This is a genomic window from Paenibacillus rhizoplanae, assembly GCF_042684125.1.
Lineage (GTDB): Bacteria > Bacillota > Bacilli > Paenibacillales > Paenibacillaceae > Paenibacillus_AQ > Paenibacillus_AQ rhizoplanae.
The window spans coordinates 80,203-94,272 of record NZ_JBHUKY010000072.1; the positions used below are offsets into that span (position 1 = coordinate 80,203).

Here is a 14,070-nt window from a genome sequence, read left to right on the forward strand (position 1 = left end):
AATAGATTATTTTATGGAAAATTTAGCCTTATTTATGATCTAAATATATATTAGCTAGTTCACTTTGTAAAGTCTAATGTTTAAAAAGTCCTCCTTTGATCCTTCTGACTCCAGCAGCAGAAGATTGTTCTTTTTGAATACTGAACCTTCCTAAGGTTGTGGTATCTGCTACATGAGGTCCTCCGCATACTTCCCGGCTCCATACTTTTCCTTCGTGATCTTGGATGGTATACACCTTAACGATATCCGGATATTTATCCCAAAAGTTCCCTTCCACATTACTTTCTTTCGCTTCAAGTTTAGGCAGCTCTGAAATATAAGTAACTGCTTTTGATGAAATCGCATCATTGACATACTTCTCCACCTTAGCTATTTGCTCGGGCGTAAGTTTTTCATCATGGTTGAAGTCAAACCGTAATCGTTCGGAAGTAATATTACTTCCTTGTTGGTGAACATGATCACCTAGAACTTCCCTTAAACCAGCAAGTAATAAATGAGATACCGTGTGCAGCGCGGTTGTTTCTGCTGAATGTTCAGCTAATCCACCTTTAAATTTACCCGCAGAAGCAGTTCTGCTCATTTCAGCATGTTTCTTTGCCGCCTCTATATAAGACGCCTTGTCCTCCATGCTATATCCACTTTCTAAAAGAAACTCTTCCGTCAACTCCAAGGGAAACCCATAGGTTTCGTAAAAATAAAAGGCATCTGCACCTGTAACTTTACCCTTATTCTTAAGGTGTTTTTGGATTTCAACTTCTCCTTGCTGTAACGTTCTATAGAAAAGATTTTCTTCCTTATTTACGATTTCGATAACTTTCTCTTTATTGCCGATTAAATCTTCATAAGCGGTTGCTTCATCAATATAAACTTCAGACAACAGACCCACAAAGCTTCCTTGTATCCCTATTTTTTTACCTGCACGAATCGCCCTTCTTAATAGCCTTCTTGTTATATACCCTGCATCACTATTTGCTGGCGCTGCACCGTCATTAATGAGAAAAGTAGCCGCTCTTACATGATCCAGTATGATTCTAAACGACTTTAAATCGTCAGTATAGGATTGACCGCTTAACTCCATCAACTTGTTCTTGGGATTAAGGAAGAAAGCCGTATTATAGATATCCTTATCACCATTAAGGGCTGTTGCAACCCTTTCTAATCCGCCTCCATAATCAAGATTGGGATTTTGCATTTTTACGAATCCTGTGTCTTCTTTGGTGTAACACATAAATACGTTATTCCCAATTTCTAAAAACCTCTCACTTACAGAAGCAGGATGATCCAGTGGATCACCATCTGGGTCAAGATCATAAAACATTTCACTATCGGGTCCACCAGGTTCACCAACAGGCATATGGAGTGGACTTCCGGCCCGGCTCCACCAGTTTTCTTTTTCATCGTATAAGAATATTTTCCCGCCTCTAGATGCCCCATATTGCCAGGGATCATCTTCAATGATGGGGTCTATCCCAACGGATTTGAATTTTGCTGACCAGAGTTGAATCGCTTCCGCATCTTTCGGTATATTTAATTCGTCACTTCCTGCGAAAGCACTGATATACAGCCTGCCCGGATCCATCCCTAATTCGATGATATGCCAATGCCAAATGGCATCGATTTGCTTTTGCTTATAGTTATGTTCATTGGCTTTGAACTCCCACCGGCCGATCATTTCAAAAAATGTCAGATGCGACGTATCCCCTACTTCATCGATATCCACTGTCCTCAAGCACTTCTGAATATTAGCGATCTCATTGCCTGCCGGATGCTTTTCCCCCAATAAATAGGGAACCATTGGCTGCATTCCGCTTCCTGTAAACAACGTCGAGGGATCATTTTCCGGTAACAAGCTAGAAGAAGGCACTTGGCTCGCCCCTATTCCTTTCATAAAATCAATATATGATCTCCTTAACTCATCGGGTGTCATTCTCACCATGCTGGGTCCCTCCATCAAATATTATTTATGCTAAATAAAACAAAAAAGCCCTAAGCTGACATGTTTCTTGTCAACTTAGGGCGAACGATTATGTCCGTGTTACCACCTAACTTCAGATTGCTCTGCGCTCTATCAATACGGGATTTCTCCGATACTGTTTCCTGAATAACGGTGGAACTCCGTTGAAGCCTACTAAGATTCCTCTGTTCGGTCCACAGCTCCGAGACTGCTTCACTATTAGATCAATGAAGATTCGCACCAACCATCTTCTCTCTGTGAGATCCTTAATAGTTACTATTTCTCATCATAGCCTTTTCGTTTTAAGTTAAAGCAATGCTAGCACAATCTGCTTGCTTCGTCAATTGGTCAGTCCCTGAAAAGAATTCCCGCGTGTCAGGCTCTGACTCTGATCGGCCCAGCGGATCTGAATCGAACGGGACGTGAATAGATCGGGTCCGTCCGATACTTGAAAATGCAAGTGCGCTTCACTGGAGTTCCCTGAATTACCAAGATGTCCGATGAGATCTCCCTGCTGGACGTTATCCCCTTTTTTGACGGCTACACTGCCTTTCTTGAGATGTGCTGTAATGCTGTGCTCCCCGTTTCCATGATCAATGACCACAACATTCCCTGCTGGTTCTTCAGCGTTCATCACGCCCGGAGTGTTATCCGGGATGTCATTTTTGACTTCAACCACCCTTCCATCTGCTGCTGCATAGAGCGGCTCACCAAAAGCATAATAGTTCTCATTGTCCGTTCCCTCACCTTGATAACTTGCATCATCCTGTGTGCGGACAATGTCCAAGGCGTAACGCTGTGTTTCATGAGCATAATGATAGTTGGACAAGACATCGTTTCCTCCCCAGAACACATACCATTCGCCCTTCAACGGAAACTGGAATTCTGTCTTGGTCAATGCCTTGTCCGTTGCTTCATGCGTCTCAAGCGGCTGAATAAGCAGCCCCTCAATCTGGTGATCTTCGGCAAAAGAGGCTTGAAGCCCCTTAGTCCCCATCTGATCCTTCCACGAACGATCAACCAGATGGTTCAGCTTAACTTCCGTAACCTTGTTCCATGAAGTAACGCCTTCCATAAAGCTATCGACAGACGTCTTGAATTCGTCCAGCGATATGATTCCCTGTAGTTCCGGACTTATCTGCTTGTAGATGTCTTCCTTCGATCCCTTCATTAAGGTATCGATGAAATTGTCAGGTGTAATCATTGCGTCCTCCTTGGCTGTTTGTTCTACTGGTAATTGCTCTTGTGGTTCAGATGCTTCCGAGGTGCCGCAGGCAGACAACATCACACACATGCCAATCGCTGCGGCAAGCAGCTTCCAGCTTTTCGAATATACTCTAGTCATTTCCCTGTACTCCTTTGTTAGAACGATATCTTTCCAGTCCAGTGTACGACATCAATCTTATCTACCGTCTAACTTACTCTTACGTCTATCATAACTTTTAGGCGAGCTACTTCTCCAAAATTAAGCATCCGTTAAGGTTACCGGTACGCAACACAGCGTTTCAGAATGGTATGATACTTATATAAAAAGCTGGGAGGCTCTATTTCGTCATGGATGAAGTTTCAATTTTGCTTGTTGATGATGAACAGGCGATTCTGCATATGCTCCGAACGGTATTGCTCAAAGAGCAATTCCTGGATATTGATACGGTCACTACCGGTGAAGACGCGATTGCTGCATGTAAAAAGAAAACCTATCACTGCATCGTGCTGGACGTGATGCTTCCAGGCCGAAGCGGGCTGGAAATCTGCCCGTTTCTGCGTCAAATTACAGATGCCCCTATTCTCTTTCTGACTGCGAAAACCACCGATTATGACAAGCTGACCGGCTTCGCGGTTGGAGGAGACGATTATGTCGTTAAACCCTTTAACCCGCTGGAAGTAGTCGCACGGATCAAGTCTCTGCTGAGACGATATTTGCCCAGACAGACGGAAGCAGAAAAACTGCCGCAGGAAGGTATCTATGATTATGGACGCTTTCAGGTCATGGAGCCAGCCGGTGAACTCAGAGTAGAAGGTCAACTCGTGAACTGCCCTGCGCTGGTATACCAGTTGCTGCTATTCTTTTGCAAACATCCCAATCGTATCTTCACCAAGTCTGAATTGTATGAACGGGTCTGGGGATCGGAGGCTCTTCGGGATGACAACACCGTCATGGTTCATATTCACCGGATTCGTGAGCGTATTGAGGCTGATCCCTCCAACCCTGAACTATTGGTGAACGTTCGCGGATTGGGTTATAAGCTCATTCAGTCCGACCTGGGGCATGGGCGATGAGTGTACGACGCAGATTGATGACGCGATTCATTGGCCTGCTTGCGGGTATGGTGATTCTGATCCTGCTCATCGGCGGAAGTATAGCTTTCTGGGTCATTCAGCAGCTGAATGAGGCCAGCCTTGTTGAAGATTTTGCCACTGTCGGGCTCGACCAGCTAATCAGTACAGCCGAGATATTGCCGGACGGCAGTGTTAAGTATGATCCCGGGCTGCTGAAGCGAATCGAGGAGAACAAAGGCTGGCTTCAGATTCTCGATGAGCAAGGCCGTGTGCTGGATGCTTTTCATACCCCTCCCGATGTGCCGAATCACTATAAACCTGGAGAGCTCATATCCTATTGGCAAGGACAAAAGCCCTTTCCCTACCAGTTATATCTGCTTATCCGGGAACGTAAAGGGATCAATTTCACCCTGCTGTATGGAGAGAATAACCAGGCTGTAAGCATGCTGGAGCAAGCATATAACGGAGGGCATTATGCCGATAACAAGCTTGAACTGGCACCCGGGCAGCAGGACATTATTCGCACGGCGGATGCCTATCTTCAAATTTTGGATGAACAGGGACGCGTGATTACTTCTTTCAACAAGCCCGCAACAGGTATCCCGGACAGCTACAGCATCCAGGATCTCATTCTCCGTACACGTTATCCTGCCCGGTATGGAGTGACTACAGTGACCAGCTATGATGAGCAGAATCATTCTACCTGGATGCTGAGTGTTCCTCTTGGAAGTAATCCGGCGGGTAGCAATGAGAATCCCTTCGGGTTTATTTTGGGTCCTGCCCTGATTGCACTTCTGGTATGTATTATCAGCTTGCTTATCCTGCTTGCTGTCTGGTATGCCAACCTGTTCGGTTATCCCATGCTTCATATGCTCCAATGGCTGCAGCGGCTTGAACGCGGACAATATGAGGAGCCAGCCGGCCCCCGCGGCAGGCCGCTTAGCCAGAAGAAGAACGGGAAATGGCGGCGAAACTATCGGGTATATACGGAAGTGTTACATTCCATCCAGACGTTATCCGATACTTTGAGACAGGATAAAGAACTCCGCAGACAGACCGACTCTTTGCGTGAGGAATGGATTGCTGGAATCACCCATGATCTAAAGACACCTTTGTCCTCCATCCAGGGCTATGCACACATGCTGGAAGCAGAGAAATACCAGTGGACTTCAGAAGAAGTCCGCGAATTCGCGGGCATTATGCTGGACAAGTCCATGTACATGGACAGGCTGGTAAACGACCTGGCCATGACATACCGTCTGCGTAGTGGCGGATACAAGCCCCCTATTGAGCTAACGGATATCAATGCTCTGCTTCAGGATTTGGTACATCGCGCTGAACGTAACCCGGCTTATGGCGAGGGCCGTATTACTTTCCAGCCTGCCCAGATTGAGGTACAAGGGCATGTACACATTCCATCCTTTGAACGGATCGTTGATAATCTGACAGCTAACGCCCTGCTGCATAATCCGCCGGACACGAAGCTGATTGTCAGTGTGCAGTCAGGTGAAGAGGCAGGCGATTTCATCGTTCAATTTACCGATAATGGGCGCGGGATGGATCAGGAGACGGTGTGGAAGCTGTTTGAACGATACTACCGTGGCACAGATACAGCGGCACCCGATGTCGGCTCAGGCCTTGGCATGGCGGTAACCAAAGGGCTGATCGAGGCCATGCAAGGGCGAATAGAGGTCTGTTCTAATCCCAAAGAGGGAACACAAATACGTTTGATATGGGATGTTCATTCGAGGGCTGGAACAAAATAATCCAGAGTTCATGTACACATTGGGGCTTCAAAAGAAAGACGCCGGGCATCTTCCCAGGCGTCTTCTTTGATCATTAGTTGTGCTCTGTATAGGCTTTAAAGTTGTCCATGATCGCTTGCCAGCCTGCTTGCTGGAGCTCGACGGGATTGGAGCTTTCCGCATCGAACGTTTCAATGATCTTCGTCTCATTCCCTTGACGGGCGAACGTAATATCCACTCTTCTTCCGTCTTCTATGGTGTAGCTGATCACCTCATGCTGATTCACGACATCGTATACGCCGCCAAAATCAAAGCCCATGCTGCCATCCTTCGCTTCCATCCGTGTCAGAAAGGTGCCGCCAGCCCGCAGATTGTTCTCGGCTCTCGGCGCATGCCAGTCCTCGGACGCCTGATTCCACTTCGTGATGTGCCCCGGCTCGGTCCAGTAGCGCCATACCTTCTCGATAGGGGCTTGAATCACGGCTTGTACGGTTACTTTCGTCGGTTGATTTGCTTCCATTTCGATGGACACCTCTCTCATGATCTTCGTCGCTTGGTTACTTGCCATTGTCTCCTAACTGTTTGTGAAATATCCCCTGGAGTATCACTTCAATGGCCCAGAAGAACCTCTCCTTGGAGGCGGTATCCCCCGAGAATAAATCAGTCTTCAGGCTGTTCATCAACGGAAAACGTACCGGATCTGCTTCGTTATAGTAACTTTGGGCAGTTGCCATCAGTTCGTTTGCTCTCTTAGCCTTCTCCAAAGCAATGGAAGACACGTACAGGAGCAATAGGTCCGTTCCCCAAGCAGCGGCCGTAGAGGTGATTCCGCCCTTCTGGAGGACGGTAAGTAAATACTCATTCAGACGAAAGGCATTATTCCCAATAGGTATCGTCTGTAGGGATAGCTCCGCTAATCCAGGTTGCTCAATTAGCAGCTCCGCATAAGCATGCAGTGCATGAAATAACTGCTCCTTCCAGTTCTCGTCCGTCAGCTCCGGCAGATTCAACTCCCCGAGACCATGGTCAAGCACATAAGAACTCAATTCCTGCAAATTTTTGACGTATACATATAGGGAGGAAGGTCCCGTGTCCAGTTGCTTGGCTACCTTCCTCATGCTCATACCAGAGGTTCCTTCCTGCTTCAGCAGCTCATACGCGGTCTTGACAATTAATTCATGACTGAGGGGTTCTTTGGCTGGCCGATTACGGCGGCTCACAATTTCACGTTTAGGTTTCATCATACTTTCCTTATAACATGCCGGAAGCCAATAGTAAATACATCGCGGAAGATAACATCAGCCTTGCTGCTCATACAGGTCTTGATAAGATTGCATGAGTTCAGCAAACTTTGGAGCCGCGTTCTCTGAGAAGCTGAGGATGAGATTTTCGTTAGATACATCTGCTTTCTCTGAAGCATACTGGAACATTTTCTCCTCATATTCTTCAATGGCCACAGGTGTCTTCTTGTTTCTTACTATGGCAAGAGCCAGCTCCAGCGCATCCAGCATCGCGAGATTCACCCCTTCTCCGGCAAAAGGAGACATGACATGAGCGGCATCTCCGATCAACGTGACACCAGAGTTCCGTTCCCAGCGAAAACCGACGGGCAGCATGTAAATCCGTCTTGGTAGAACAGCATCTTCCGCATACCGGATATAGTTCTTGAGCGGTTCACTCCAATCGTGAAATAGCTCAAGCAGCGTTGTTTTCATCTCTTGCGGGTTATCGTTGCGGATCTCGTCTAACCAGTCCCGGCTGGCCTTGAAACTCGCATATACTTTGATCCGTCCGTTGCCGTTCAGCTGGCCCAGAATCCCTTTGTGATCATCCAGGGCAAACATCTTGCCACGTGCGTTGAATGCGGCCAGATCCGGGTGATCGGCTGCAATAACGTTAAGCTCCAGCATAGACAGACCTGAATATTCCACATCTGTATCCGTAAGAAGGGGGCGAACGCGGGAAAAGGCGCCATCCGCACCAATTACAAGATCGGCCACAGTGAGATGTCCATTCTCAAAATGAAGCTCCGTCTTCCCCTCGCCCAGAGACACAACCTTCTCCAGTTTATAGCCATATTGTAGGGTAGACGGATCTAATTTATTTAAAAGCAAGTTACAAAGCACACCGCGGTCAATCTCCGGGCGTCTCTGCCCTTCCCAGCTCTCTTCATTAGCCACTTCATCCAGGTATAGGGTTCCCGTCTTATCCATGAGCCGGAAGTCTTCGCCCTCAAACCGTGCTGCCTGCAGAAAAGCTTCATATAACCTGGCTTCCTTCAAAGCGAGCTGCCCGGACTCTTCATGGATATCTAAGGAGCCTCCACGTTCATGGCTAAGGTCCTCATGTTCACGTTCGTAAATCGTCGAGGAAATACCATGCTGTTGCAGAATCAGTGCCAGCGTTAACCCCCCAGGTCCACCTCCAATAATGGCGATCCGGCGTTGTTCTGTAGAATTATTTGTTGTCATGTATAGACATCTCCTTCGTTTGAAAGTTAAAAAACAAAGATAAAACCAATGCACCTATTGCAAAGCTCAAAGTAATCCAGAATGTTGAGCCGAAGGCATGACCTAATTGATCGGGTGAATGCTGTGCTGGAAGTCCCCTGATTTGTTTGGCCAGAAAAGCCATCGTGATGGTAACACCGAAGGAGGACATGATTTGCTGTGCTGAAGTGGTTATGGGAGTAACACGGCTTATTAATTCCTTCGGAGCTGATCTGAGGACATGTGTATTAATCTGCATCATCGTTAATCCTTGACCAAGCCCTGCAAAAGCGAAGCTGCAAATGATATATAGAGAACTCGTCTGGGCATCAATCTGCGTCAGTGCAAGTAAGGACCCGCAGAGCGACAGTATACCCATGATTGCGACTGGACGAACACCGAAACGGTCAAATAACCGGCCGCCTACGTTAATCCCGACAGTAGATAACAGGGCTTGCGGGATCACATATAATCCAGCCTCAAGAGGAGTTAGCCCCCTTACTTGCTGTAAATACAGCGGGAATAACAGAATACTCCCGAATAAAGCAATCTGATTCAGCCAGGCGACAGAAATGCCATGTACAAAGGTAGGCGAACGGAATACTCTTAGCTCCAGCAGCGGGTGCTTTTGCCGCAGTTCATTCCAGATAAAGACGGCCAATATAACCAGACCCCCTGCCAGTGGAGCTAACGTCCATAGATTGGACCACCCCTTCTCACCTGCTTGATGGACGGCAAACACAATTGAGGTAAAGGCAACCGGAGCCAAAAGTACGCCGGTCACATCCAGCTTGTTGCTCAATTTTGCACCCGATGCAGGTAAGTACCTCCAGGCCATCAGTAAAGCTAAAACGCCAACCGGTACGTTGATGAAAAAAATCCAGTGCCAGTTGATGTACTCGATTAGCCAGCCCGACAATAACGGGCCTAGAATGGGAGCAAGCAGCATCGGGATCCCGAGGATGCCCATGACAGATCCTCTTTTGTCCGGAGGAGCGACCATGAATACAGTAGCAATTCCGATGGGAGCAACCATGCCTCCGCCCAAACCTTGAACAATACGGAAAAAGATAAGCTGCTCCGGAGTGGTGGCCATTGCACACAGCACAGAAGCGAGAACAAATAATACAATGCTGGTCATAAACATTCGTTTGGGCGAGAAACGGTCAGAGAACCAGCCAGCGAGCGGAATGACTGCAGATAAAGACAAGGTATACGCCGTAATGACCCACTGAATCGTACTAAGATTGGTATCGAAGGCACTTACCAATTTCGGAACAGCTACATTCATGATGGTGCTGTCTAATATCACCAGGAACATCCCTGAAGCAACAGCGAGAAGTATGGGCAAAATCTGTTTTAAGGAAAAGTCTGCTTGCATACTGCGGCTATTATTTGTCTCTGGCATAAACGCTCTACTCCTTTCCTTAAATAAGCGTATGAAATAGTTAAGTTGATACATTTATAACATAACGAACACTGTTCGTCAAGAAAGGTGTTCGTTATTGGTTGAGAATAGGCAAAGAGACGTTTATTGGCAGCCATTCTCCATTCCGGACAAGGCTGCCAATAAACGTCATAGGCATACAACACACGACTAAGGTGAGTAATTCAGTTACGAATAGCCTGGAGGAATTTGAAATCCCTCTGTCAATGACTCGCATATTTCAGCAAAGTCAATGGTGATATGATCCTTGAAATGCCCACTGATGATCTGGATTCCACAAGGTAATTCATCGTTAGAGCGGTTGAGCGGCAAAATTGTGGCTGGCAGCCCAAAGACAGTCGCAAGGATATTCCAGATTAAATGCTCATTATAACCGGTTGCTCGTCCATTCACTTCCAGAATCCTTCTAGTTACCGCCTGTTGCATGTGGGGAATTGCCAGTACCGGACTGATGGGCAGCAGCAGAACATCATATTCCTGAAGTAAGGAAGTGATTATACGGTTATATTCCTGACGCAGGCGGTCCGTCTCCTCTTGTTCTGCCTCACTCTGATTCATTGCCCGGTAGTAGTCCTCCAGCCCTTCGGGAAAAGCCTTCGTCACCAACCGGGAAGCCCGCAGGCCAAGGGAGGCCAGACTTGCAGTCAGTCGCTGCCTTGAATTGAACGAGGTGCCGACAAGCCGTCCAGACAGCTTCATCGCCAGGTCGAACAACTTGTTCATCTGGATCTCAGGCGGCATTCCATGGTGAACCTCCACCCCCTCCATCCTAGCTAAACCAGCGGTGAAATCAGCATATCTGCGTTTAATAGGTTCATCTATTTCATGCTCCGGAGCTTCAAACCAGGTCAGGACTTTAATCCTCGCTTGCTCCTTTAATGTATTAGTGCGGAAATCAGGAGGGGCAGGCACCTCCACCCAAGGATCATACAGTACATCCATCATCAGCCGCAGATCCTTGGCGCTTCGGGCCAGCGGGCCAGCCGCCGACAAATCAGGTTCGCTTGGATCACCGGGAGGGTTGCCGGGAACATGTCCTCTAAGCGACAGCATTCCAAGACTGCAGCGATGGGCATATACACCGGTATAATGCGCTGGAATCCGCAAGCAGCCGATCAGATCGCTGCCGAATTCCACAGGCGTGCAATCAGACGCCAAAGCGGCCGCACTGCCGCCAGATGAACCTCCGGGTGTCAAGCTTGTATTCCAAGGGTTGTTGGTCGTGCCGTATAGATCATTATAGGTCTGCCAGTCTGCTGTCATCACCGGCACGTTGGTTTTCCCCATAATGATCGCTCCGGCCTGAATCAATCGTTGCACTGTGGCCGCATGTTCTGTAGCAATGTTATGTTGTAAATGCGGGGCTCCAGAGGTTGTAAGCATCCCGCTGACATTAAAAGACTCCTTGACCGTAAGCGGCAGGCCATGCAAAGGCCCGTAACTCCGGCCCTCCTTCCTGTCCCGGTCGGCCTGATCAGCCTGGGCATAGGCCATTTCCCGCTGCTGCTGCACTACGGCATTGAGCCGTTCATTCACCAGGTCCATCCGGCCATAATAGTAATCCAGCAGTTGCCTGGAATTCACTTCACCCCGTTCAAGCAGCCCGATCACTTCGGAAGCCGTAAGATAAGTTAAATTCAAGTTTCTTCCTCCCTGTATCCTTGCTATTTGGAGCTGTCGAGCAGCTTCGCAAACTTGGCCGGACTCATAATCTCGTGAGTGATGAACGTACCATCCAGAAACAGACTGAAGGTCGTCCAGACCGAAGGGGCAGCCTGAGCTTCTTCCCGGGTAGTCAGGAGATGAGCCTTAAACGGGATCCCCCTCTCCACCGCCACTGAGCGCAAATCCTCCAAAACGCCAACGGCAAACGGACATTGCTGGGTGTAATAAATACAAATCCCGTCGCCCGGGGCTGACGCAGACTTCACGGAATGTGCAAAAGACGGGGTCTTTCCCTCTTCGTTCCATTGGAGCACCGCTAACTCGAAATAAGGAGCTGCTTCATCGGTGATTTGAAATCCCATATGCTCAAAAAAACGTTTATCGCTCAAATAGGGCATTTTCTTCTTGCTGACAATATGCACAATGCCATCCATGCCCAAGGCTTGGGCATCTGCCTTACACTTATCCAGAAGCTGTTTGGAATGACCTTTATCCTTGTGTCTTCCGGATACCCACAGGCAGTTAATGTACATATAGTTAGGGGCATTAAGCGGAATCCAAGCCTTCTCGGCAGGCAGATATTCAATAAAAACCTTCGCCCGGTCATTCAGCCGGTAAAAAACCAGCCCTTCCTCCATCCGTTCGCTCAGCCATTGCTTTTTGTCCCGAACACCCTGCTCATATTGCTTCGCACCCAGGGCGCAACAGATATGTTCTTGGTCGATGTTTTCTTTTGTAATTTGCAAGTAGGTCATTATGTCACTACCTCACTATTCTTTTTTGAGATATCCGGGATAGCCAACAGTTGTTTATGGCTATCCTGGAAGAATTATACCTAGAACCCGTGCTGGATCGAAAAGAAAGCTCCCTTCGGATCTTGCAAAGTGGCAAACGTCCCGCCACCCGGCACTGGCGTTGGGGGGATAATCACAACAGCTCCCAAGGCTATCGCTTGCTGAGTGACCTTCTCGCATCCGGGAACCTTGAAATATAATCCCCAGCCACTGCTCATGTTCGCCATGTCTTGGGGAATTTCCTTCATGCCGGCTACGTAGTCTGCTCCAACTTTGAACTGGAGATAACTGCCTGACGGAGTAGGCACTTCTTCCATGGACCACCCCAGTAGTTCCGTATAAAAATGAGCGGCGACGTTCAAATCAGTTGTATACAGCTCATACCAGTCGATAGAGTATGCTTCGTGCTGAACGCCTGATCCCATATGCTCTGCCGCTTCCCATAAGGCGACCATCGCTCCGGCAGGATCACGGAAGGCACACATTACGCCCTTGTCCGCTATACGTCTTGGAGCAATGAGGATTTGCGCTCCAAGTGATTGTGCCCGTTCAGCTGATAGCTCCACATCCTGAACAGCAATGTAGCAGCCCCAGAAAGCGGCCAGCTTGGGATCACCTAAGGAATACATGGCAGCCACATCTTGTTCGTCCGATTGGAATACTGTGTAGCTTCGCCCATCTTCCATGGTTGTCGTTTGCGTGCTCCAAGGAAATAATGCGGTATAGAATGCAGCGGATGCTGCCGGATCGCCACTGCCTAGCTCAGCCCAGCAAAACGTACCTTCGTGATAAGGCTTCATAGGTCTTTGAACCGGAGCTGAATTTCGGTAACCTGCTTACGGTAATCCTTCAGATCCTCATGGACATATACTTCCCGTGACGGTGATGTGAGCTGGACTCCTGTATTTTTAGCATATAAATCGATTTGCGCCCAGACGTCACCCAGCGTATCCGGCGTTCCCTGATGAACCACCGACAGGAAATAACCGCCTTCCAGCGTCTTCGTAACTATCGGAATCTTCTGGCCCTTGTACTCTATAGACTCGCCCTCCACTGCCTTGCTGACCGGAATGCAAATCTCTGTGTCATGTCCAAGTTCATAATTCTGCTCATAATACAGACTCATGCCTTTACCATTGATGACATTCTTGACCTTGCTGTCAAGCAGGGTAAAGACCTTGGTGATTTCCTCATATTGGCCGCGGTAACGGATACTTGCAACCTGAATGGGGAAAACGTACTTTTTGACAACGGTGAATTCCGGCTTCAGATCCACTGCGGTTTTCGCCGGATTCCAGGCGGTTACAAGCCCAAGCGCCTCCAGGGCCTCCAGTGGAACGAGGATGGCGGACTGGTACTGTCTAGGGGCGGTATGAAGAGTAAGGGTCTGCTCGTTGACCTTCATTTGCTTGCTGCCGACAACCAGGATGGCCGTTCGGGCAAAAGTTGACAGGGTAAGCTTCTTTTCGTTGGCAGCCCATTGCAAATCTGCACCCAGTTCTTCGGAGACAGGCCGGATCGGTATGAGCCAGGTCTTGCCCTCCTGGACCGGTTTGGCCCCTGTAAAGGTAATGGGTGTTCCATTCCACGTGATCTTGACCGCCGGAGCGGCCGCCGATAAGGCAGTGCCACTCGAACAGGCCAGCAGCGCAATAAATAATAGCAGCAACAATTTCTTCATATTCTATTCCCTCCT

Annotated in this window: 12 protein-coding genes and 1 other annotated feature; of the genes, 2 read left to right on the forward strand and 10 right to left on the reverse strand. The window is 48.3% G+C overall.

Annotated elements, in window-relative coordinates; translation table 11 throughout:
- Positions 1-73: 73 nt before the first annotated feature.
- Positions 74-1,936, reverse strand: a complete 1,863-nt coding sequence (locus ACFSX3_RS27605) for an alanine--tRNA ligase (protein ID WP_209993022.1) — start codon at positions 1,934-1,936, stop codon at positions 74-76.
- A gap of 73 nt (positions 1,937-2,009) precedes the next feature.
- Positions 2,010-2,253: a binding site (T-box leader), on the reverse strand.
- A 41-nt stretch (positions 2,254-2,294) separates the two neighbouring features.
- Positions 2,295-3,299: a M23 family metallopeptidase gene (locus tag ACFSX3_RS27610; RefSeq protein ID WP_379313522.1), complete on the reverse strand. Its 1,005-nt coding sequence runs from the start codon at positions 3,297-3,299 to the stop codon at positions 2,295-2,297.
- Positions 3,300-3,508: 209 nt separating this feature from the next.
- On the opposite strand from ACFSX3_RS27610, the gene ACFSX3_RS27615 reads away from it, so the two are divergent.
- Both ACFSX3_RS27615 and ACFSX3_RS27620 read left to right on the forward strand, forming a co-directional pair.
- Complete coding sequence (locus tag ACFSX3_RS27615; protein ID WP_209993023.1) at positions 3,509-4,234, forward strand: response regulator transcription factor; 726 nt, start codon at positions 3,509-3,511, stop codon at positions 4,232-4,234.
- Positions 4,231-6,000, forward strand: coding sequence for a sensor histidine kinase (locus tag ACFSX3_RS27620; protein WP_209993024.1), 1,770 nt, complete (start codon positions 4,231-4,233; stop codon positions 5,998-6,000). The genes ACFSX3_RS27615 and ACFSX3_RS27620 overlap by 4 nt, the downstream gene beginning before the upstream one ends.
- A 73-nt stretch (positions 6,001-6,073) precedes the next feature.
- On the opposite strand, the gene ACFSX3_RS27625 is transcribed toward ACFSX3_RS27620, so the two are convergent.
- The 8 genes from ACFSX3_RS27625 to ACFSX3_RS27660 form a co-directional block, all read right to left on the reverse strand.
- Complete coding sequence (locus ACFSX3_RS27625; RefSeq protein ID WP_209993055.1) at positions 6,074-6,499, reverse strand: SRPBCC family protein; 426 nt, start codon at positions 6,497-6,499, stop codon at positions 6,074-6,076.
- Between the two features lie 37 nt (positions 6,500-6,536).
- Positions 6,537-7,223, reverse strand: coding sequence for a TetR/AcrR family transcriptional regulator (locus ACFSX3_RS27630; RefSeq protein ID WP_209993025.1), 687 nt, complete (start codon positions 7,221-7,223; stop codon positions 6,537-6,539).
- 54 nt (positions 7,224-7,277) lie between these two features.
- Positions 7,278-8,450, reverse strand: a complete 1,173-nt coding sequence (locus ACFSX3_RS27635) for an FAD-dependent oxidoreductase (RefSeq protein ID WP_209993026.1) — start codon at positions 8,448-8,450, stop codon at positions 7,278-7,280.
- A complete protein-coding gene (locus tag ACFSX3_RS27640; protein WP_209993027.1) occupies positions 8,437-9,876 on the reverse strand; it encodes an MDR family MFS transporter in 1,440 nt (479 codons plus the stop codon). The genes ACFSX3_RS27635 and ACFSX3_RS27640 overlap by 14 nt, the downstream gene beginning before the upstream one ends.
- 207 nt (positions 9,877-10,083) lie before the next feature.
- Positions 10,084-11,556, reverse strand: coding sequence for an amidase family protein (locus ACFSX3_RS27645; RefSeq protein WP_379256530.1), 1,473 nt, complete (start codon positions 11,554-11,556; stop codon positions 10,084-10,086).
- Between the two features lie 23 nt (positions 11,557-11,579).
- Complete coding sequence (locus ACFSX3_RS27650) at positions 11,580-12,335, reverse strand: GNAT family N-acetyltransferase (RefSeq protein WP_209993028.1); 756 nt, start codon at positions 12,333-12,335, stop codon at positions 11,580-11,582.
- Between the two features lie 80 nt (positions 12,336-12,415).
- Complete coding sequence (locus tag ACFSX3_RS27655; RefSeq protein WP_209993029.1) at positions 12,416-13,174, reverse strand: VOC family protein; 759 nt, start codon at positions 13,172-13,174, stop codon at positions 12,416-12,418.
- Entirely contained in the window at positions 13,171-14,055 is an 885-nt protein-coding gene (locus ACFSX3_RS27660; RefSeq protein ID WP_209993030.1) for a stalk domain-containing protein, read from the reverse strand. Before ACFSX3_RS27660 ends, ACFSX3_RS27655 begins: the two co-directional genes overlap by 4 nt.
- Positions 14,056-14,070: the final 15 nt, after the last annotated feature.

What these genes read in the sequence shown, in the direction of transcription:
- ACFSX3_RS27605 (WP_209993022.1), bottom strand. Translation starts at nt 1,936, where the DNA reads ATGGTGAGAATGACACCCGATGAGTTAAGGAGATCATATATTGATTTT.
- ACFSX3_RS27610 (WP_379313522.1), bottom strand. Translation starts at nt 3,299, where the DNA reads ATGACTAGAGTATATTCGAAAAGCTGGAAGCTGCTTGCCGCAGCGATT.
- ACFSX3_RS27615 (WP_209993023.1), top strand. Translation starts at nt 3,509, where the DNA reads ATGGATGAAGTTTCAATTTTGCTTGTTGATGATGAACAGGCGATTCTG.
- ACFSX3_RS27620 (WP_209993024.1), top strand. Translation starts at nt 4,231, where the DNA reads ATGAGTGTACGACGCAGATTGATGACGCGATTCATTGGCCTGCTTGCG.
- ACFSX3_RS27625 (WP_209993055.1), bottom strand. Translation starts at nt 6,499, where the DNA reads ATGGAAGCAAATCAACCGACGAAAGTAACCGTACAAGCCGTGATTCAA.
- ACFSX3_RS27630 (WP_209993025.1), bottom strand. Translation starts at nt 7,223, where the DNA reads ATGATGAAACCTAAACGTGAAATTGTGAGCCGCCGTAATCGGCCAGCC.
- ACFSX3_RS27635 (WP_209993026.1), bottom strand. Translation starts at nt 8,450, where the DNA reads ATGACAACAAATAATTCTACAGAACAACGCCGGATCGCCATTATTGGA.
- ACFSX3_RS27640 (WP_209993027.1), bottom strand. Translation starts at nt 9,876, where the DNA reads ATGCCAGAGACAAATAATAGCCGCAGTATGCAAGCAGACTTTTCCTTA.
- ACFSX3_RS27650 (WP_209993028.1), bottom strand. Translation starts at nt 12,335, where the DNA reads ATGACCTACTTGCAAATTACAAAAGAAAACATCGACCAAGAACATATC.
- ACFSX3_RS27655 (WP_209993029.1), bottom strand. Translation starts at nt 13,174, where the DNA reads ATGAAGCCTTATCACGAAGGTACGTTTTGCTGGGCTGAGCTAGGCAGT.
- ACFSX3_RS27660 (WP_209993030.1), bottom strand. Translation starts at nt 14,055, where the DNA reads ATGAAGAAATTGTTGCTGCTATTATTTATTGCGCTGCTGGCCTGTTCG.